Source organism: Bacillus cereus group sp. MG9 (genome assembly GCF_040459995.1).
Classification (GTDB): domain Bacteria; phylum Bacillota; class Bacilli; order Bacillales; family Bacillaceae_G; genus Bacillus_A; species Bacillus_A mycoides.
Genome location: NZ_JARVHC010000001.1, coordinates 3,037,862 through 3,058,757 on the forward strand (window position 1 = coordinate 3,037,862; position 20,896 = coordinate 3,058,757).

The window sequence follows — 20,896 nt, forward strand, 5'->3', positions numbered from 1 at the left end:
ATCTTTTTTTTTAAGATTAACATAGAATTTATCGTTTTTTAATAAATAAATATCGTATTTTACTATTTATTTATTGAAAATCTCTATAACTTAGACAAATATAAAAATCATTCCTCTAACTATCCTGATCTTTATCTCAATTAATCTATTAAATAATGTAGATTTATAAAAGAGGTTGATCATTATTAAAGAAATACAAAAATAAAAACCCCAATTTCTCTATATTAAAATCGAGAAATTGGGGTTTAGTTACTTAACAATATTTTTTATTTAAAACCAGTAACTGATTAATAATCCTGCTGATAATAAGAAGCCAAAAATCGTATTTGTCATCGCTGTTGATTTCATTGCGATGCGCATATACCCGGGATCCTTTGCTCCTTTTTGGAAGCTTTGAATAGCAGAGATTGGCTTTTTCAAACCTAGGAACATAACTAATGCCCAAGGGCTTATATAACCCATCAACACAATTACGGCAATCCATAAATAAGCAATTAAAAAGGCTACAGCTAGTGTTACCACTGCTTTTTCTCTCCCAAGGAGGATTACCAACGTCTTTCTTCCACCTTTAATATCTTCTTCGATATCTCGGATGTTATTCGACATGTTAATTGCACCTACTAAAATCCCAATTGGAATAGAAATCAATATACTTTCAATCGTTATAGTATTCGTTTGAATAAAGAAAGCAATGAGTACAAAACATGTCCCCATTAACAGTCCAGAAACTAATTCTCCAAATGGAGTGTACGCAATTGGTAATGGACCACCTGTATATAAATAGCCAACCGCCATCCCAATTAAACCAATGACGACTAACCACCAGCTGCTATTCATACAAATATAAATTCCAATAAATGCTGCTACTACATACAATAAAAGCGCAACTGTTAAAACATTTTTTGGTTTCAATCCATGACGGACAATTCCACCACCGATGCCAACAGAATCAGCGGTATCTAATCCACGTTTGAAATCATAGTACTCGTTAAATAAATTCGTTGCTATTTGCAAAGCTAAACATGCAACCATCATCGCAATAAATAAAAGCCAATGAATTTCTGCAACGTAAAGTGATGCCACTGTCCCTAAAATTACAGGAGAAAACGTCGCCGTTAATGTATGTGGGCGCGTCATCTTCCATATTAATTTAGCGGAACTAATTTCTTTTTCATTCCCCATAACTCTGTTCAATCTCCCTACATTTTAAGTATAAAATCACTAGAAGTATCTTTCTTTCTATTTCTTGATTCACATCCATTAATTATATCAAATAAATGATACCCCTTCTAACAAATCTAATAATAGTAAAGTGAAAAATTAAAAGTTGAATTACTATTAAGCTAACAAAACTAAATTTCTTTAAATGTGGTACCGTCACCTGCCCATCAACTTAAGAAAACAGATCCACCTTAAACGAAAAAATGAGCTTTTTTATTGCAAGTTAGGGCAAAACCTCATTCTGGAGGTAGCTCTATTTTCTTAGCTTGATAGCGATGTGATGTAAAATTAAGATTGTTCAAGTCGGAGCAAGGCACTCTATGATTGATTTCATTTTATAAGAAATCCACTGCAGAAAAAGAAAAATTTTATTTAGGAACTAATACCTCACATCCAAAAACAAGTGATACATGTACTAATTCTTATTTAATTTCATTTTTTATTAAGGCAGATTAAAAATGAATTAAAGGTGTGTGAAAAAACGGAGGAATTAAATCGAGTTTTAAACACTTCTGAAAAAATTCAGATAGATAATGAAAGTACATCAGATGTAGAACAATTATTAGACTGTTCTACTCCTTGTCAAAACGTCATAAATACTTCTGGGACAATTAGATTAACGGCCGGTACGAGTAATCCTTCATCAATTATTTTTCCAGAGCCATTACATGTTGGTGATACTTTCCCTGTAATTACAGATCCATTTTATTTAAAACTTAATGTTGCTCAATGTGATGCTCAAGCATCTGTAACTACTCCTTGTGGTGTTATAGAATGTAATGTTTCTGTATCTCAAATTACTGCAGTTGGAAATTTACCATTCTATTTTGGATTTCCAGCTCAATTTTTTCCATGTACAGGTCCAAGAACAGGATTTAGTGCATATTTAAATGATGTTGTACAAATAAACAATGTTCTTTGCTATAACTGTGATGGATCTTTACCTCTATTATGTGTAAATGGACTTTCACAAGTAAATGGTACAGCAACTTTAGTAAGCATTCGTCGAGATAGTTCTTATATATATTTTGATTTTAATGTGGAGATTGTTTTACCTGGTTGCTAAAAAATAAAAAGCACTTATCTTTTTTTGAAGTGACCCCCAAAATCGGAACACATATCAAAATACCTAAACCACCTGTTCCCTATATTCTTTAGGGGATAGGTCTTTTGATTTTTCTTGAATTCGCACATAATTGTAGTATTTTTAATTCCAAGTGTCTCTATAATGGTACGATTTGAATACCCATTCTTTTTCATTTGAATCACTTTCCACTTTATTTCTTCAGAGTAATGAACTCTTGTCTTCAAATGAAAAAGAATTCAAATTAACTCCACACAACACCTCGCCTCTCGTATTCCATTCTATATTCAACAGCAGCTGCAATTTTGGGACTTGCAAACCTTTCCGTGATCCAAAGACCTAAATCAATCCCTGAAGTAACTCCTCTTGCAGTAATAATATCGCCTTGATCCACAATTCTGTAATGAAGAAGTTCTGCCCCATATTGACTAATTTCACTCTGCGCCAAATGATGCATTGTTGCCTTTTTATCATTCAATATACCGGATGCAGCTAGTAACATACCTCCAGTACAAACTCCCGCAACAATCGTTCCTTCATTGTGCATCTCTCTAATCATTTTGGTCAAAGTTCCAATCTCTGCTTGCTTTCTCGCCCCATGTTCAGCTTTATGATTCCAGCCACCGCCGGGTACAATTAACAAATCTGGACGATTATCCATTCGTAAAAAATCATGTAGTTTAACCGTAACTCCAAACGAAGTAGTAACCTCTTGTTTTGGTTCACTAGAAACTAATTCAACCGTAAACGGAGCCCCTTCTTCTATCGCTCTTTTCAATACCTCAAAAGGTGCAAAGGAGACAAGCTCTCCGAATCCGTCAAACAATACAATTTGTATTTTCATTTTTAGAACACCTCATATGCTTTGTTTTATAAATCCCAAAAGAGAAGAAATGTTATCTACAAACTAAAACAATGAAGACAACCTTTCTCCCCTTACTCTATAAACTTTCAAATGTTCCTCTAATTCTCTCCCGTCACCTAATAGACTCATCGTCTTTTTAACGAAGTTCCAATTTAAACTACCGGATAACCATAGCAACGAAGAAAGTCTTTTATAATCATTTGAAGTTAAAATGTTATTAGCTTTATACCCTTCTAAAAATGCTCTAGCAACTTCCGGACATACTTTATGCGACTGTATTCCTTTCGTTCGAGAGTACCATTTTATTAAAAAGGCTAACCCTTCAATACGGTCAACATAACTAATAGATTCAAAATCTACAATTCCTTTTACCTGTTGACTTGAGCCCCATAAAACATTCAAAGGATTTAAGTCTGTTTGTACAATAAACTCTAATTCACTCGTATATGCGCAGTCTATATGATATTTAGCAAGATCTATATACTCCCGCAATTCCTTACATGCGCTTGTCTTGCTTTCTAACATATTAATAAACTCAACATACCCATCCAAATGAGATTTCTTCTGAAAAATCGCGCTTTGAAATGCACTAGAAATATCATGAACCTTTCTTGCTTCCTTTCCAAATGCTTCTGCGATAGCTTCTGTACAGAGTGTAATATGTTCTCCTTCAATCCAATTAGACAATATAAATCGGTATTGTTCATCATTCCAAGCGACTAATGTAAATGACTCCCCTGACCTATTTTTATTAATTTGCATAAAAAGGACTCCATGCTCGCGTAAATAATACGTAAAACGTACTTGCTCTATCAGTTGTTCGTTTGATAACGCCCCAAAAGCTGGATTGATTGTTCGCTTGCTATTGATAAACCGTGCGGAATATCGCTTTCCATTCACCATAATTTTATAGTGTAAATCTGTATTCCAGCTATTTTTATGTAGCTCTTCTTCCACTGCTAGTGAATGAATTTCTTTAAAACAATTTATTAATACGTCTTTTATTATGTGTTTCACCCTTTTTTCCTTTCATGTGAAAAAATTTTTATTACACGCTATTTTTTATGATTACTATCTCGATTACTCTAAAAAACCAAAATTTTATTCATTGTTAATTACCAATAGTGTTTTTTTTCTATATATAAATTTAATAGAGACAGACTACCATTCTAACTATATCATTCTTACATAATATTCTGCATTCGTTGAGATAGTTGTTGTAAACCAATGCAGTAGTGACTATGTATAGAAAAAGAGCCAATCCCCTATACGATAGAAGATTGGCTCTTTCCTTTATTTACTCCCCTGTTTCAGAAAATCGTTTCATACGTTCACCGATTTCATCGCGAACACGTTGAAATTCAGACCATTCTTTTCCTGCTGGATCATCGAATCCCCAGTGAACACGATTCACATGTGAAGGAGTAGATGGACACACAGCATCTGCATGACTACAAAGCGTAACGACTAAATCAGCGTTATTTAAAATATTTGAATCAATCATATCCGATGTTTGATTCGTTATATCGATATTTACTTCTTTCATCGCTTTAATAGCATTTGGATTTACTCCGTGTGCTTCAATTCCTGCAGAATATACATTCCACTTATCGCCTACATATTGTTTGCCCCATGCTTCTGCCATTTGGCTTCGGCATGAATTTCCTGTGCATAAGAAATAGATTGTCTTTTTGTTTTTCATGTTGTTTTCCGCCTTTATTTTTAAATTATACTGGTTGATCATTAAAATATTTACGCTTAAACCAAAAAGCAACGTTTACAAGTGCAATCATTACAGGTACTTCAACTAACGGCCCGATAACAGCTGCAAATGCCGCGCCTGAATGAATACCAAACACACCAACTGCTACAGCAATTGCTAACTCGAAGTTATTGCTACCTGCTGTAAATGCTAACGTTGTAGTCACCGGATAGTTTGCACCAATTTTTCTTCCCATAAAGAAAGAAACAAAAAACATTACAATAAAATAGATTAATAACGGAATTGCTATTCTTACTACATCTAATGGTACGCTAACAATCATTTCCCCTTTTAAAGAGAACATAACGATGATTGTAAATAATAATGCAAGTAATGTCAGTGGACTAATCTTCGGTATAAATACCTTTTCATACCACTGTCTTCCTTTTAACTTAACTAGTACAAAGCGTGTTAACATACCTGCTATAAAAGGAATTCCCAAATAGATAAATACTGATTTCGCTACTTCTATCATTGTAATATCGACAATAGCCCCTTCAATCCCTAACCATTCTGGAATTACTGTTACAAACACGTATGCATAAACGGAGAAGAATAACATTTGGAATACTGAGTTAAAAGCTACTAAACCTGCTGCATACTCTTTATCCCCATCAGCAAGGTCGTTCCAAACAATTACCATTGCAATACAACGTGCTAAACCAATCATAATGAGCCCGACCATGTATTCTGGCTTATCTGGAAGAAAAATAATTGCTAAAACAAACATAAGTACAGGACCAATAATCCAGTTTTGCACTAAAGATAAAACCAATACTTTTACATCTTTAAATACCCGGCCCATTTCCTCGTAACGAACTTTCGCCAACGGTGGATACATCATGACAATTAAACCAACAGCGAGCGGGATGGACGTCGTTCCAACTTGTAATGTATTTAGTCCGTCTACTACACTAGGAAACACAAACCCTAAACCAATCCCAACAGCCATAGCTAGAAAAATCCATAGTGTTAAATATCGATCTAGAAAAGATAAACGTTTCATTTTATTTTCCATCTCCTATTAACAACAAGAATTTTTTTCTACTACGTTAGAAGTCGTGCAACAAGATGGATCTTCAATTTTATGAACATCACTATGTGCTTTTGTATAAAAGAATTCCCACTCGTTCCCATCAGGATCCGTTACCCAAAACTTATCTTGAACCGCATAGCAACAAGTTGTATCCATCTCATCACGCGCAAAGAACCCTTCTTTTTCTAATCTTTCTTTATGAAATGTAATTTCTTCAGCTGTATCCACTTGGAAACCAAAATGATTTACCTGATTTCCCTTCACTTCATCTCGTACGTTTAGCGTAAAATTAAGTCCTGGCGTCTCTAATAAAAATTTTGCATAATCCATTTTCACCTTAACTGGTGACACACCAAATACCTTTTCGTAAAATTGAATAGACTTCTCTAAATCCGTAACATTTATACCAACGTGAACATATCTCATAGCTTATTCCTCCTCTTTAAATACTATTAATCAATTTTTTTTGATTAATAGTGCAAAATTTTAACAGCAACTACCTTTGCCTGTTTTTCTAAAGATACAGCATAATTCTTCTGATAATAAATTATTTACTTCCGCATCATTTAAATCATAATAACTCCACGTACCTTTTGTTTCTTTTACAATTAAACCTGCATCTAATAAAATCTTTAAATGATAGGACAACTTAGATTGCGTCATTTCAAAAATCTCTGTTAGATCACATACACAAGTCTGGCCCCGCTGGCAAAGTTCATACATAATCTCTAAACGCTTCTGATCCGCCAACGCTTTAAACTTTTTCTCATATAACTTAAAATCCAGTGCCACTGTAGTTTCCTCTCCCTTCATCAATTTTTTTTGATATTTATAGTATATACGCTGATTAATTTATTATGCAACTAATTAATCAATTTTTTTTGATTTACAAAAACCTCCTCACATCATATCTTTGCTACAACTAAAAAGGACCATAGCCTTTTCAAAAATAAAAAACTACGGTTCTTTTTACAACTTAATAGTTACAATGTTTCCGAGGAATAGAGTCTCTATAACTGTTTTAAATTTTAATTTGACCATTATAGCGTAGTGCCCCATCACCATCAAGCTAAGAAAAACAAATACCCCCAAATGAAAAAAATCGATATAACTCTTCGGCAAATAAAGATAACTCTTGTTTTTGGTACATATTCATAAAAAGCACGTCACCCTCTCTCATTAACATAAGAGAATAGTAATGTGCTTTTAATTTCAAAAATAGTCTAAATCCTTAAGTTGATCGTTATGGGGCGGGACCCCAATAAGAACGGTATCTAAAGTTGGATGAGAGGTGTTAGTTCCATTCCAAAGGCCTCAGCCGAAGATTAACTCAAGTACCGATTTCGGATGACCCCCATGTGATGAAGTTCGTGTCCTGCGATGCCGTACGCGAGGGCGCGCACCGTAATGCTTAGGTTGTTGGCTGTGCCCTTGCGGGTCCACGCCTCCGCCGGTAGCCCGCGCAGCAATGTGATCGTTGATTGCCGTACGGCCCGGTAGTCTTCGGCCAATTGCGCGGTTGTCCAGCTTCCGAAAGGAGGCATGAACAATTCCTGATCAAAACCAGTCAGAGGCGTCTGGTCCCCTCTTGCGAACCGGAGCAGGCGGTAGGTCATGACACGTTCCGAGTCTGCAATGTGGCCCACGACTTCTTTCAACGTCCATTTTCCTTCAGCATACCGATACACGTACTGGCTTTCGGTCAACGATGCCAGGAGCTCGGTCATTTGCTTTTCCTGGGCCAGCAGAATATCGATGATGTTACCGTCCGGTACCAAACGGATATATTCGCCGGAGTTCCCGGCGTATTCTTCTTCTGACGGTCTTTGATTCATGCGTAGTCACCTCTTATATGTAGATATAGAAAATTATAGCACTCGTCTATGTCTAATAAATTCGCGAAATGATAGAACTGTCCTTCTAATAATTGAGGATAAGCAACTATTTAGTTTGTCGGTCGCCACACTATCCTGATTCGTTAGCACAATAAGCAATGTTAATCAATAATGCATAAAAATTATCTGTTATACAATATTTCGAAGTTATTAATATATAAAGGTAACACCTTCTTTTTTAATTTAAAGATGGATTTTCAATTATATTTTGAAATGAATCGGAGTAAAACACACTAGTCTAACTACTTTTTTATAAACATCGTAACATTATTTCCCCCCATATTGCCATCAATTTGAGAAATGTATTCTTCTCAAAAATGAAAATCGACCTAAGATCCTATGGACAACTATGAAAGGATGAAATTTTCGTTTTGGGGATATTTCAGAAGTATAGCTTGATAGGTATGGGGTGGGACCCCATACAGTACGATTTTATTTCAAAGACACAACGATCTTACTACACACTGTTTATTTATCCCACACTCTCATCTGCTAGTATTACTATTTTTTATTACTAATGTTGCCGTTTCACTCGGATGGCTAAGAGGAAAATGATGGCCATATGGAACAAAATCAACCTTACCAAGATGCGATGGAGCAGAATAGCCTCTGTCATACTCCCCCCAAATAATGTGAAGATTATACTTTGTTACTTCATTGAAATCACCTTGATCGTTTTTCAGTAGTAAACTGTTAAGCTGAACCGTAGTATTTAAAATTCTAGGAGAAGTAAAACTGTTACTTATTTTTTCGATATAATGTTCAGGGATGCTCTCCATACTTTCAAACAAACCATTACTTAATAAATAACGCCCTATCAAATTAGTAGTTGCCAATTTTAATGTCCATTTGTTCATAAATTGGGGAACATTTAGCGATTTAGCATTTTTTTTAGCAACAGGTGGCTGAAGTAAAGTGATTGAATACTTCTTATCTATGTACTCTTGTACCAATGCTTCCAGAAGAATAAACGCACCAAATGAATGGCCAATTAGATGTGCACCATTAGTAGCTTTCTCCAATAACTTTTTCACTACATTCAAATAGATATCTAGAAGATTTTTCTCTTGTTTAAAAGGAGAACGTCCCAAACCTGGAAGATCCAAGATCCATACAGGTTGACCAGTTTTTTCATGAAGCTCTTGTGCTAAAGAAAATAAATCCTCTCCATCACTCAATAAACCATGTAATAAAATAAACGGTTTACCCTCTCCTTGTAATTGGTAAAGGGTAGTGTTATCGCATAATGTTCGTTTAAATAAATGATTATGCTGGCCATTTTGATACATCATTCGATAATCCAGATCAGCTACTACGGCAGGGGAAAATTTCATTACACTCGTCTTCTTAAACCAATCTCCTCCCATAATTTTTTTCGCTGAAACATTTGAAAATTTTCGTTTTGTAATAAAATTCAGTCCATCAGAAGGAATTTTTGTTATTTTACTTACTCCACTATTCATAATTGCTTTCATAAGTGGCATTGGGACAGAGATTTTTGGTGCCCTCATATTCATACTTTCCGACATAATACTTAATAATTCAGCAATGTTCTGATCGTGCTGTTTGTCTTCAACAAGTGTATATGTTTGAATAGTCGGTTGCTCCAATCTGAAAACCTGCACAATAAACTTCGCAAGCTCATCGTTTGAAATAAGTGGTAACCTATATCCCTTACCTCCAGGAATCACTGGCATGAGCCCTCTTCGCATACTCATCACAAGCAAACCTAATCCTGCTATCTGCTCTGTACTCCCTGTTTTACTACTACCGACTACAGTTGGCGGATTAATTACAGAAAGCGGATAACCTACTGCTGATGCCTGGTGACGGATATAAAGATCTGCTAAAAATTTTGTTCTCTCATATGGATTTTTCATTTTCAAATAATTGTTTCCTTCTTTAAACACATCAATTGCAATCTTGCTATTTTTATCATCAAAGGGACTCATATAACCTACAACATGAATAAATTGTTGCAAGCCCTTCAATTGATGAATACTTTTAGCTAATTCACTAATATGTTTGGCGCCATTTAAAAATACGGAAGCTGCCTCTTTACTTGTCACTTGAATATCCATGGGGCCTCCTGCGTGAATAATCACATCCGTTTTCAATATCCTCTCCTTATCTTCAGCACTTAGACCTAAATCTATTTTCGTCAAATCACCTTCAATAAAGTGCATAACTGCCTTTTTTAAGATGCCTCTTTCTTGAAAAAGGCGTGTTGCTTTACTTTTCGACCTCACTAAAAGAAGAATTTTAACATCCTCTTTGGCTAATTCTTTCACTAATTGCTTTCCAATAAAGCCTGTTCCACCAATTAAAAATACTGTTCTCATATAAAACCTCCTTTTTAGTACTATTCAGTACTAATTTGATGTAAAAAAAAAGCTTCTTTTATCGAAGCAAGTTAAATAAATGATCTGCTGTTTTCGTGATTACAGTTGCATCCTTCAATGTTTCTGAAATAAATAACGCTCCTTCAAGATTTGTAATAAAAAGTGATGCAACCTCATCAATATTAATCGTATTTCTGAATTCTCCATTCTCTACCCCTTGTTTAAGTAATAGAGAAACTTTCTTTTGTAATTCTGTAAAAAAAAGACCTATTTTTTCTTTTATTTGCGTGGCCTGTGTAGGACTTTGAATATAAAGAGTAATAAATGGACAGCTCCCCTTATACTCTCTCGACTGAACTCCTTGTGATAATTGCTTTAAAAACAGTTGGATACGATCTTCAACTAAAAATTGGTTCTGAGAAAGTACGTCATCAATTGCAGATTGATACATTCCAATCCAATAATCAACGACCCCTTCTAATAATACTTCCTTATTAGAAAAGTGATAATACACATTAGACTTTGAAACTTTGCTTACACGTACTAATTCATCCATACTTGTATAAGCAAACCCTTTTTCTAAAAATAATGTTGCAGCTACTTCAATCACACGTTTTTGATTCATTAATTTTACCTTTGTCATAACTAGAACTATATAGTACTAATTTAAATGTTGCAAGTATTTATGTTATTTAGAAAAAAGTTTGATTAAAAAAGTTCCACTAACATTGATTTTACTGCAAAAAAATCTTATTTTGAATAAAGTTGAACTGAACCCCGAAATTGTTAATTCACTATCGTCTAATAGGGGTCACCATACATACCCATCAACTTAAGAAAAAGAAATGCCCCCAAAACGAAAAAATGAGCGGCTTCTCAAAATAGCTATCTGTAGAGAAAGAAAATTTTAATTTAGGGGGATATGAAAATATTAGCTTGATGGGTATGAAGTAGTGCCCCTATAAACAAAATCCTCCAGAAACATCTAAAATTTGCCCTGTTACCCAGCGGCTATCAGAAGAAGCAAGGAATGCTACTACATCTGCAATATCTTCAACTTGCCCTATTCGTCCGAACACAGATGAATTCGTAGCAAAATTTCGTATTTCCGGATTATCTAGCAATTTCGCATTTATATCTGTCTTCGTATATCCAGGCATAATTGTATTCACTGTTATACCTCTTTCTCCAAGATGTTTAGCTAGAGGAAGTGTCATCGTATTTAGTGCACCTTTACTTAAACCATATGCAATGGACCCTGCAAAACCAAGTCTTACTTCAGCTGATGAAATGTTAATAACTCGCCCCTCCGCTCGTAATAACGGTAATGTTTGCTGAATTAAGAAGAACGGTGCTTTAATATTTACAGACATAATTTCATCAAAAACTTCTTCTGTCGTATTTTCAATTGTTCCTTGTGTACCTATCCCTGCATTGTTTACTAAAATATCAATCTCTGATGTACCAACTCTTATTTGTAATTCATTCTTCAATTGTTCTACTATCTTTTTGACACCATCAATTGAATTGAAATCCGCTTCAATTAAGAATGCCTTTCCTCCATTAGATTCAATCTCACTAATTGTTTCATCTGCAGCTGCTTTATTTCGGCCATAGTGAATTGCAACTAATGCACCGTCGTTTGCCAATCTCATCGCAATCGCACGACCAATACCGCGACTCGCCCCTGTTACTAACGCTACTTTCCCATCAAGATTCTTCATTTTTTCCACCCTTCCTAAATTTTCGTTTGATAAAGTGAAACTTTAATCAGTGGGGGTTTTCTTCATCCCCCACTGATTATCAGCCCTCACCAATCGGGCTTTTACAGGCAGTTAATCTCTCACCTAACCACTTTGCTCCAGCTGAATTTGGAGGTGGGAGTTTTACTGCCCGCAAATAGCGGGATAAAACCTATACTTATATTTCCATTCAAATACTACTAATTTTAAATATAGATTTATAGGTAATTTAGTTCGTTAACTTATGATATTATAGTTATAATTTGTGATTTACTTTAGAAAATAAAACGAGGAGGCTACACAATGCAAAACGCAGTAAAATTGGATGAAATTGATCATAAAATTATGAACTTGTTGTATGAAAATGCGAGAATTTCCGTTTCAGAAATAGGACGAATTATATCCATGACGCAACCTGCTGTAAAAGAACGCATTAACAAGCTTGAAGATCAAGGGGTTATAGCTGCTTACCGAACGAAATTTGAGCCTTCCAAAATTAATAAAAACATCCAAGCATTTATTATGTTCAAAACGAGTCAATGCTCTGATTTCATCCAATATTGTAATGCCGCTCCTGAAGTAACAGATTTATATCGAATTAGCGGGGAATTTAATTATATGATGAAAGTCATGAGCGATTCGATGGATTCTCTCGCTGCATTTTTAGACTCTTTAATGCAATTTGGATTATCATCTCCTTTAATTGTTTTAAAGAGTGAATTTGAAGAGAAATTGTCGTTCTGATAAGAGGGTACTAAGGTAGAAATATGAAGTGTATGTGGAAAAATTCTTTTATAATATAATAAAACCAGCCATAGGCTGGTTCTTTTTTCATTCAATTTCCTACTAAAAAATCCCGAGTATAATTCTCCTTCTTCCCTATCCTTGATTCTTCCGCGCCTCCCTAAACTCCTCCTTCACCTTCTCTAACAAACCTTCTTCTGTAATTAATCGATACGCTGTATTTGCTAGTGCTTTTGCCGATGTGATTAGCGCTTTATCTCCAAGTTCTGAACGTGCTGCTTCTCTAAATTCATTCGTATGCGCAATTAAATCGTCTGGACCGATTTTAATGTACGGATGAATTGTCGGTACGACTTGGCTTACGTTTCCTGCATCTGTTGAGCCAATTCCTACTCTTTCTTTACGGTTTACATCTTCACCTAGTAGTTCTAACTCTTCCGCTACGACGTCATTAAATGTTTTTGTTACGAGTAGTTCATCGATTTCATTTTGGAATTGATGAATTTTCACTTTTGTGCCTGTTGCTAACGCTGCCCCTTGTGCGATGTTTCTTACTTTCTCTGTTACTTCCGCACATCTTTTTCTCGTTGCTGCGCGGATGAAGAACCTTGCTGCGGCGTAGTCAGGAATAATATTAGGTGCTTTTCCGCCCTCAGTAATAACACCATGAATTCTCACATCTGACGGAAGTTGTTGGCGAAGTGCATTAATACCGTTATAAAGCTGGATAATCGCATCTAATGCGTTAATTCCTTCTTCTGGTGAGGCCGCTGCATGAGCTGTTTTTCCGTAAAAATGAAAATCAAGTGGATCGACCGCTAGTGATGGACTCGTTGGAGCTGTTTTTCCGCTCGGATGAATCATAAGCGCCGCATCAATGTTTTTAAATAAGCCAGCTTTCACATAACTCGATTTTGCGCTACCATTTGGCCCGCCCTCTTCTGCTGGTGTTCCGAACACGACAACTTCTCCGCCGATTTCCTCAAGCGTTTCTGATAACGCGATCGCTGCTGCAACGCTAATTGTTCCGATTAAATTGTGACCACACGCATGACCGAGTCCTGGTAAAGCGTCATACTCAGCTAAAAATGCGATAACTGGTCCTTGTTTCCCGGAACTTTTCCGCGCGATAAATCCTGTTTCATGACCAGCTATATTGTGCTGCAACTGAAATCCTGCGCTTCCTAACAACAAACTTAACGTTCTTGATGCGTAAAATTCTTGGTTACCAATCTCCGGATTCGCATGAATATTATGACTTGTTTCTATGTACTTTCCCTTATTTCTTTCTATACTCTCTTCAATTGTTTTTCTTTGTGACGTTACTCCTGTCGCTCCCATTTTTCTTCCTCCTTTTATTTTCACGTAAAAAAGCCTCTTTCTAAAAGATAGAAAGAGGCTTCTGTATATACAGTCAAAATGAGCTTCTTTCTTATCTTTCAAGTTACCTTGCTGGAATTGGCACAGTATTCATAAAGAATCCGCTGCCGAGGTGTCATAGGGCCAGTCCCTCAACCTCTCGTGATAAGAATTTTCATAAAATTGTATTAAATTATTTTCATTCTAAGTTCATTCCAGGCAAAAGTCAAGGAATTCCTATCTGAATTTACCGAATATCTAAAAACCCTTTTAATACGCCAATTGTTTCAGGTGCTTGTAATCTTGCACATATGTACGGAAATTCCATACTACCTTCAAACATCATTTGAGATGTAAGAGGTGCTCCTGCCCAAAAGATTTCATCATCGATTACGATAAACGGGAATGCTTTATTTTGTCTTTGTAACTTTACATTTTTTAACGGAACTGGTCCATCACTATACACTGTTATTTGCGCATTTGTACGCATTAACGCTTGCCAGACTCGCTTATCCACTTGCTTTGTACTTGGAAGTGAAATGATAATTTTTCGTTTTGCGGCTAAAATATCTTTCAATAACCCTTTCGGCTCTTCAAGATTCATTTCCATAAACCAGCGTAAACGTTTCGAAATTTTCCGCTCCCACAATTGTCTTGATGTCGTGCGATCATATACATCTCCGTGACGTTCTATATGAGCTGTTAATTGTGATAACGCTTGTTTTCTCGAAAGGTTTTTACGCATATAATGGCAATCTGATAATTGAATGAACTTCCCTCTCGCCCTTGTCACTGCAACGTTGACGAGGCGATGATTTTTATGGTCAAAGAATAACACGCCAGGTCGTTCTTGCGGATAACTATCAACCGTATCAAATATCATCATATCTCTTTCAGAACCTTGGAATTTATGAACCGTCGCCGCTAAAACTGGTATGTTTTGATATTTCGTTCTCTGCAACATTTCTCTAATGCACGTTGATAAAAAGCGGGACTGTGCCCTGTAAGGCGTAACTACACCGATAGATTGAACACCGTCTAACAATCCAATTAACATCATTTGGATCGCTACTAAACCAGACATAATATTAAAACGAGAACCGGAAGCAGCGTCTTTTAAAGAAAAGGCTCCCATTAAGCTCGTATCAAATAAAACACTCGCCTCATTTGCGAACGGTTGCAGTTTCGCAAGTTCTTTACGCTCTGAAACAGATGGATGATCGTACACTCTATTTTTATAAATAAATGAATTCGTAAACTTCGATATATCCGTATGCATACGTCTTTGCTCCTGCAGCATAAAAAGGTTCGGATGTGCTTCTGATTTATTTACAGAATCAACAATCCCTGCATGATAAAACATATCTTCACCGAGCCATTTTCGAACGAGTTCATGGTTCGCCATCGCAATCGGAGGTAACTGTAAAAAGTCACCACAAACGACAATACGTTTCCCAAGTGAAGCAGCTAATGCGATTTGCGGAACATAAGCCATACTTACTTCATCTACGACAACTAAATCAAATGTACGCTCATAAATAAGTGAATCAATTGCACATTTCGATAAAGTCGCACCGATTACTTTCGCATTTTCAATGTATTCTTTTTCTACTTCTTTAATTTTCGCTTTTTGCTTTCGAAGATCACTTTCAATCTCTTGTATACGCTTCTTATCAGCAGAAGTCGCTTTATATGATAAAATCTTTTCACGAAGATCTTGTCGTGTCTCTTCTAAATAGAGTCTTTCTTCTCCCCAAGATCCATTCGTCGTTTCAACTAACTTCGATGCAAGTAATGTTTCATGATTTCGTATATGTTCATGTTGACTATAACCGTAACGAACAATTTCTCCAGGCGTCCATTTCTTCTTCTTCTCAATTTGCTTCGTTACTTCACTCATTAATACGTCTACTGCCGCATTACTATGAGCTAACACAAGTATCGATTTTCCTTTTTGATAATGAGCAGAAATAATACGCGATAAATTGTACGACTTCCCTGTTCCAGGCGGTCCCCACACATACGTTGTCGGATTGTAAAATGAACGATACGCCAATTCATTTTTCGTATTTTTCATCTTTTCAATATGTTTCGGACTGCTCGTCCCATCAACAAGACGCTTTATACGATTACGTTTCAGCTTATCTTTATGTGCCTCTTTCAATCTCTCTTGCAGCTGCTCTAAAAGCTGCCACGGTTCACTATATAAAACCGCTTCTCTTATTTCACCTTGTATATAATCATTTAACTTCAGTTCTATTTCTAATCCATGTACAGATAATACTTCCCCCGTCGCTTCCTCACCATCGAACTCAATTCGAATTGGTGAACCTTCAGGTAAGCTTACTTCCGAAATAAGCTGAAATACGTATACTGTACTTTCATAATCTGTATATAAGAAACGACCGTTAATGATAGAAATTTTACTACCACCTATCGTCTTCCAATGTTTAATTTCATATGCTAATGCATAATGCCACTCTTTCATCGTTTCCGATAATGAAGGAGTTTGAGTAGTTGTATTCATAGTATAATCTCCTTCCTTCTCCCCAAACATACTTTCTCACTATACCATATTACACGTTAAAATTTGTAAGGTTTTTATCTTGCTTATTTTCTTAATTTTCAATATTATTTTATATATAATTTTCAGAAAGAAGGAGTGCACATGCCAGTCAGAAGAATTGAACACGTCGGACTTATGGTCGCAAACTTAGAAACATCTATATCATTTTATGAAGAAGTAGTCGGCTTACAGCTCATTAAACGGATGGGGCATCCAAACCCAGACTTAAAACTCGCTTTTTTAGGTGTAGAAGAATCAAAAGAAACGACACTCGAACTAATTGAAGGTTACAACTCTTCTCTTCCGGCAGAAGGAAAAGTGCATCACATTTGCTTTAAAGTAGATTCATTAGAAGATGAAATCAAGAGACTAGAAACCCACAAAGTAACGTTTTTACTAGGTGAAGAAATTGAAACATTACCAGATGGAACACGTTACATATTCTTCGCTGGTCCTGATGGGGAATGGATTGAGTTTTTTGAGACGGAGAGATAAAGTGAAACTTTAATCAGGTGGGTGTCCATTCCTCCTTTTTTATCCCACACCAATCGGGCTTTTGTGGGATAAAAAAGAGCCGGAATTTGGTCTTATCCCTGTCAAGTAGACAGTATTAAAAACCCCTTTAACCTGAAGACTCACCTAGATTAAAAAACAATCATTTTGTTAGGAGTAAGGAATGATAAATACAATCTATATTATTGTTTTTTGGATACTTATACTATTCCCAATCCTGTATGTAATCATGATAAAGCATTGGAATATAAAAGTAGTTGCCGTATTTATTGGAAGGATTCTATTAAGTATCGTCTTTTTCTTAAATGGAATGTATGTAGGACTGCAACGAAATTGGGCAGAGCCCCCTATGAAACAGAATGGGATTTCTTTATAAAGTCTTTATTAAATGGAAAAACTGATGCACTTATACACTTGTTACTTCTAATTATTATCGTTACTTTCGGCTTAATAATTATATTTCTTTCTTTACTGGGGTACCGCCCATAACCATCAAGCTAAGAAAAGCGAATACCCCAAAACGAAAAAAATGACCTGAATTCTCATAAATAACTGTTGTAGTGATATAAAATTTTCGTTTTAGGGATACTTCAAAATATTAGCTTGATGAACATGGGGACGAGCCACTAAAATACAATTCCGCTAGAAATTTCCGCTCTATATTCCCTTTTATTTATGATAGTTGATTAACAACACTTTCTAAAAATTTGTCTACCTCTTCTTTTGATGTATCCGGTGTATGATAACCAATCGTAAATGTAAGTCTCCCATTATAAAAGCTTGCACCCATTGAAAAGAATGGCGCATACATAATGGGTGATGTCATATACCCGTCCTCAGCTTGAACTTCACCAAACTGAATAGGTTCATCAGCGATCACCCCGAAATTTGTCAGTAACGGCAACGCCATCCCCATCTGTAAAGCCTGCTCGTATTGCTGATTATACATTTCCTTCACCACAGATAGCTTCATACCTGCCAGTAGCTCCATTCCTGCTGCTGAAGACAGACCTGGATTTTGAGACTTTATTTTATCCATTGATTGTTTAATTCGAACGAGAGTCTGATTAAATGATTCATTATCCTCCATTTTAATCACTGGCATTTCCATGCCGGATAAGTTGCAAATAGCACCAGTTGTATAATTAGGCAGATATCGACGTAAATCAATTGTTAAACCGATCATTTTTTCTGCGGTGCGAGGTTCTGCATACACAGTGAAATGTGATAAAGCTCGGAAGTAGGCAGTCATGATTACATCATTCAAGGTAGCCTGTTGTGCTTTTGTCCATTGGGTTAGACGTAGAGATTGCTCATGGCTCAACCGCCGTACAGACATTTGAGGGGATTTATTTTTGTTGGGTTGAGATGGAAAAGACCATAACGATGCCTGTTGTTCTTGGCTAGGACGATACGCGCTTTTTATGTCCGATATTCCAGCATATTTGAATACACGTGATTGATCTCGAAAACTCTCATTTCCCTCACCAAATTCCTTCATAATTTGATTCTTAGATTGTCCCAAGGAAAGTTGAGTATAAATTGCTCCAAGCAAATTAATATATTCCTTGACCCCTGCGCCATCTGAACATAGATGAGATAATTTCACAACTAACATATCTGTTGTAGTGCCTCGTAATAATTTTGTTTGAACCATAGGCCCCTGAATACGATCACCAGGTTCCTTAATAAAATCTATTGCCATTATTTCAAGTTCTTGATTATTTCCTTCTGCAAAAAGGCAAATAGGTGAGTTAGTGGCAGATGAATGTTCCTCCCAGTAAGGGATATCATTTTCTACAAACCGGCTGTTCAAAACCGGCTGCAATTGTAACGTTATCCTTACTGATTGTTCAAGTATTTCCTTTGATATACCTACAGGAAAATAAAGAACTGCATTAATTTGTTGATCTGCAGAATAAAGACCTAATACATAATTCATTCGATCTTGAGGTGTTACTGAAAACTTTCTTTGTTCCATAATTCCGTCCCCCTTTTAAGACTTTTTTTGCATAACCTTATTCTCCATATGGTTGTAAATTTTCTTCAAGAGTAAATAATTATTATTTTTTGAACTTTTCACAAAAGTATCTTTTCCGTACTGGTTCCATTCTTTTTACGGCTCTTTGTAGGTGATATAACCATTATTTTATTATTATTAACACTTCCTACCCCCCTCTTAAAATCAAACGTAAATCGATTTAGTTTATATATATACAAACATTTTACAATGATGTTTAGTAATTATCAATAAAACAAATATTTTTTTATGTCTGTTAATAAAAAACAATAATTTAATACGTTCAGGTGTTACTTCATAATAAAAGGTTGATGGGCATGGAGACCACCAACCTTTTATCATATTGCTTTAGATGTTTGTATTCATTATTACATTGTTTACAAATAACTCCTGTTTGCACTTGTATCACCTCATCATTTTCAAACTTCCAAACTAACTAGGTCTTCATAAAGTGAAACTTTAATCAGTGGGGGGTTTTGTTCATCCCCCACTGATTATTAGCCTTCCCAATCGGGCTTTTACGGGCAGCAGGGCTCCCACCTAACTTCTTTGTTCCAGCTGAATTTTGAGGTGGGAGTTTTACTGCCACACAAATAGCGGGATAAAAAAGGAGCCGGAATTTTGGCCCCTTTTTTCGCAAGTGCAGCAACGGTTTGAAGAACCGTAACCTTCAACCTAAAAATTTACCCAGATTAAGAAACAATCATTTTGTGAGGAGTAGAAAATGATGAATACAGTCTATATTTTTGTTTTTTAGATGAGTGTATTTCTTAACTTGATAGCGATGTAGCTGGCCCCCTTTTAGAATAGTAGAGTATAAACGTAAAAAAACTTCTAACAAATTTTGTTAGAAGTTTTTTAAAATACGTGATATTTTATTTATCAATATTTCTTCAGTCTTCATTATTGATTTCTATTGTGCCTGTTCTAGCACTAACCTTTAAAATATTTAATAGATTCTCAGGTGTCTTGATTTCCACTTCATATTCAAATTTAGATTGTGCTAAGTTGTCATCTTCTAATTCGAATTCTTTTTTTACATTAATAATTTCTCCATTTGTATGAGCTAAAGAAATTTCACGAACTTGTTTCTCTGTATAGTTTTCATTCTTTTTCGCATAATTGTAGCCCATACCATAATATCCACCAACAATAGCAATACCACTTACTAAAATAGCAATTACACTTATAATTATTTTCTTTTTATGTTTTAACATTTTCATCCACTCCTTAATAATTAATCATTTATTCCAAATCTTGCTTCAAGTACATTTTCTGCTTGCTCTAATTGATCTTCAAGTATATCTTGTTCTCTTTCTTGTATTTGATATTGTTCAACAGTTATCGTTCCAGCGTGAAAATCTGCTTCTAGCTGATCATCAGATAGATCTATCTTGTCATCTAATTGGTCAATTTCTTTTTTTGCTGCTAAGTACGTATTTAAGTTATCTTCTTTTGCTCCAACTGGTTTCGTGTTATTTGCCTTTTCTACAATAGATGTGACTTCGTTTTTGAAATCTTGTGTTTGCTTAGTATCATTCATAGCAGGCCCTGTTTTGTTTGGTTCTTGTTGTAGTTGAGCACCTTCTTTTTGTAATTTATCATTTTCCACTTTCAGTTGTTGTATTTCTGTATCGTTATCAGCTTGAGTAGAACAAGCTGTTAAGAATAAACAAGACATTGCTCCAATCATCATCCATTTTCCCATTATGTTCTCCTCCCTTTACATGTGCACCTTATCCATGTC

19 protein-coding genes, 2 pseudogenes and 1 riboswitch are annotated in these 20,896 nt (G+C 35.6%); of the genes and pseudogenes, 4 read left to right on the top strand and 17 right to left on the bottom strand.

The features are described 5' to 3' along the window. Nucleotides 1-270: 270 nt before the first annotated feature. Entirely contained in the window at nt 271-1,182 is a 912-nt protein-coding gene (gene menA / locus QCI77_RS15625; protein WP_002013623.1) for a 1,4-dihydroxy-2-naphthoate polyprenyltransferase, read from the bottom strand. 508 nt (nt 1,183-1,690) lie between these two features. Here menA and QCI77_RS15630 point away from each other — a divergent pair. Then, nucleotides 1,691-2,287: a hypothetical protein gene (locus QCI77_RS15630; RefSeq protein ID WP_353825201.1), complete on the top strand. Its 597-nt coding sequence runs from the start codon at nt 1,691-1,693 to the stop codon at nt 2,285-2,287. Nucleotides 2,288-2,385: 98 nt separating this feature from the next. Here QCI77_RS15630 and QCI77_RS30950 read toward each other — a convergent pair. From QCI77_RS30950 to QCI77_RS15685, 11 genes and pseudogenes are all read right to left on the bottom strand, one after another. Beyond that, nucleotides 2,386-2,532: pseudogene (locus QCI77_RS30950) on the bottom strand (IS3-like element ISBt2 family transposase); the annotation flags it as partial. Nucleotides 2,533-2,549: 17 nt separating this feature from the next. Further along, on the bottom strand, nt 2,550-3,149 hold the full coding sequence (locus tag QCI77_RS15640) for a DJ-1/PfpI family protein (protein ID WP_002142393.1): 600 nt from the start codon (nt 3,147-3,149) through the stop codon (nt 2,550-2,552). A 63-nt stretch (nt 3,150-3,212) separates the two neighbouring features. Further along, nucleotides 3,213-4,187, bottom strand: a complete 975-nt coding sequence (locus tag QCI77_RS15645) for a phosphotransferase enzyme family protein (RefSeq protein ID WP_353825202.1) — start codon at nt 4,185-4,187, stop codon at nt 3,213-3,215. 280 nt (nt 4,188-4,467) lie between these two features. Next, the gene (gene arsC / locus QCI77_RS15650; protein ID WP_353825203.1) at nt 4,468-4,872 is read right to left on the bottom strand and encodes an arsenate reductase (thioredoxin); all 405 of its coding nucleotides are present in this window, start codon (nt 4,870-4,872) and stop codon (nt 4,468-4,470) included. 25 nt (nt 4,873-4,897) lie between these two features. Continuing rightward, nucleotides 4,898-5,938 (bottom strand): ACR3 family arsenite efflux transporter, encoded by a 1,041-nt coding sequence (gene arsB / locus QCI77_RS15655; RefSeq protein ID WP_000826571.1) that lies wholly within the window; start codon nt 5,936-5,938, stop codon nt 4,898-4,900. 18 nt (nt 5,939-5,956) lie between these two features. Continuing rightward, nucleotides 5,957-6,394 carry an ArsI/CadI family heavy metal resistance metalloenzyme gene (locus QCI77_RS15660; RefSeq protein WP_353825204.1) on the bottom strand — a complete coding sequence of 146 codons (438 nt, stop codon included), beginning with the start codon at nt 6,392-6,394 and terminating at the stop codon, nt 5,957-5,959. 60 nt (nt 6,395-6,454) lie between these two features. Continuing rightward, nucleotides 6,455-6,781, bottom strand: a complete 327-nt coding sequence (gene arsR / locus QCI77_RS15665) for an arsenical resistance operon transcriptional regulator ArsR (protein WP_353825205.1) — start codon at nt 6,779-6,781, stop codon at nt 6,455-6,457. Nucleotides 6,782-7,293: 512 nt separating this feature from the next. Further along, nucleotides 7,294-7,803, bottom strand: coding sequence for a DinB family protein (locus QCI77_RS15670; RefSeq protein WP_353825206.1), 510 nt, complete (start codon nt 7,801-7,803; stop codon nt 7,294-7,296). A 545-nt stretch (nt 7,804-8,348) separates the two neighbouring features. Next, nucleotides 8,349-10,205 carry an alpha/beta fold hydrolase gene (locus tag QCI77_RS15675; RefSeq protein ID WP_353825207.1) on the bottom strand — a complete coding sequence of 619 codons (1,857 nt, stop codon included), beginning with the start codon at nt 10,203-10,205 and terminating at the stop codon, nt 8,349-8,351. Nucleotides 10,206-10,263: 58 nt separating this feature from the next. Beyond that, nucleotides 10,264-10,830: a TetR/AcrR family transcriptional regulator gene (locus QCI77_RS15680; protein WP_002128043.1), complete on the bottom strand. Its 567-nt coding sequence runs from the start codon at nt 10,828-10,830 to the stop codon at nt 10,264-10,266. A gap of 334 nt (nt 10,831-11,164) precedes the next feature. Next, nucleotides 11,165-11,929 carry an SDR family oxidoreductase gene (locus QCI77_RS15685; RefSeq protein WP_002168061.1) on the bottom strand — a complete coding sequence of 255 codons (765 nt, stop codon included), beginning with the start codon at nt 11,927-11,929 and terminating at the stop codon, nt 11,165-11,167. A gap of 321 nt (nt 11,930-12,250) precedes the next feature. Between QCI77_RS15685 and QCI77_RS15690 the strand changes: the two genes are divergently transcribed. Continuing rightward, entirely contained in the window at nt 12,251-12,691 is a 441-nt protein-coding gene (locus QCI77_RS15690; RefSeq protein WP_001178569.1) for an Lrp/AsnC family transcriptional regulator, read from the top strand. 135 nt (nt 12,692-12,826) lie between these two features. Here QCI77_RS15690 and QCI77_RS15695 read toward each other — a convergent pair whose 3' ends face one another. Then, on the bottom strand, nt 12,827-14,032 hold the full coding sequence (locus tag QCI77_RS15695) for a M20 family metallopeptidase (RefSeq protein WP_353825208.1): 1,206 nt from the start codon (nt 14,030-14,032) through the stop codon (nt 12,827-12,829). An 88-nt stretch (nt 14,033-14,120) separates the two neighbouring features. Continuing rightward, nucleotides 14,121-14,222: riboswitch (SAM riboswitch) on the bottom strand. A 75-nt stretch (nt 14,223-14,297) separates the two neighbouring features. Next, a complete protein-coding gene (locus QCI77_RS15700; RefSeq protein ID WP_353825209.1) occupies nt 14,298-16,607 on the bottom strand; it encodes an AAA domain-containing protein in 2,310 nt (769 codons plus the stop codon). A gap of 111 nt (nt 16,608-16,718) precedes the next feature. On the opposite strand from QCI77_RS15700, the gene QCI77_RS15705 reads away from it, so the two are divergent. Further along, nucleotides 16,719-17,111 carry a VOC family protein gene (locus tag QCI77_RS15705; RefSeq protein ID WP_353825210.1) on the top strand — a complete coding sequence of 131 codons (393 nt, stop codon included), beginning with the start codon at nt 16,719-16,721 and terminating at the stop codon, nt 17,109-17,111. A gap of 181 nt (nt 17,112-17,292) precedes the next feature. Next, nucleotides 17,293-17,618: pseudogene (locus tag QCI77_RS15710) on the top strand (hypothetical protein). Nucleotides 17,619-17,802: 184 nt separating this feature from the next. On the opposite strand, the gene QCI77_RS15715 reads toward QCI77_RS15710, so the two are convergent. The 3 genes from QCI77_RS15715 to QCI77_RS15725 form a co-directional block, all read right to left on the bottom strand. Next, a complete protein-coding gene (locus QCI77_RS15715; protein ID WP_353825211.1) occupies nt 17,803-19,110 on the bottom strand; it encodes a condensation domain-containing protein in 1,308 nt (435 codons plus the stop codon). Between the two features lie 932 nt (nt 19,111-20,042). Next, on the bottom strand, nt 20,043-20,366 hold the full coding sequence (locus tag QCI77_RS15720) for a PepSY domain-containing protein (RefSeq protein WP_002161193.1): 324 nt from the start codon (nt 20,364-20,366) through the stop codon (nt 20,043-20,045). A 20-nt stretch (nt 20,367-20,386) separates the two neighbouring features. Next, the gene (locus QCI77_RS15725; protein WP_016127238.1) at nt 20,387-20,857 is read right to left on the bottom strand and encodes a hypothetical protein; all 471 of its coding nucleotides are present in this window, start codon (nt 20,855-20,857) and stop codon (nt 20,387-20,389) included. Between the last annotated feature and the right edge of the window lie 39 nt (nt 20,858-20,896).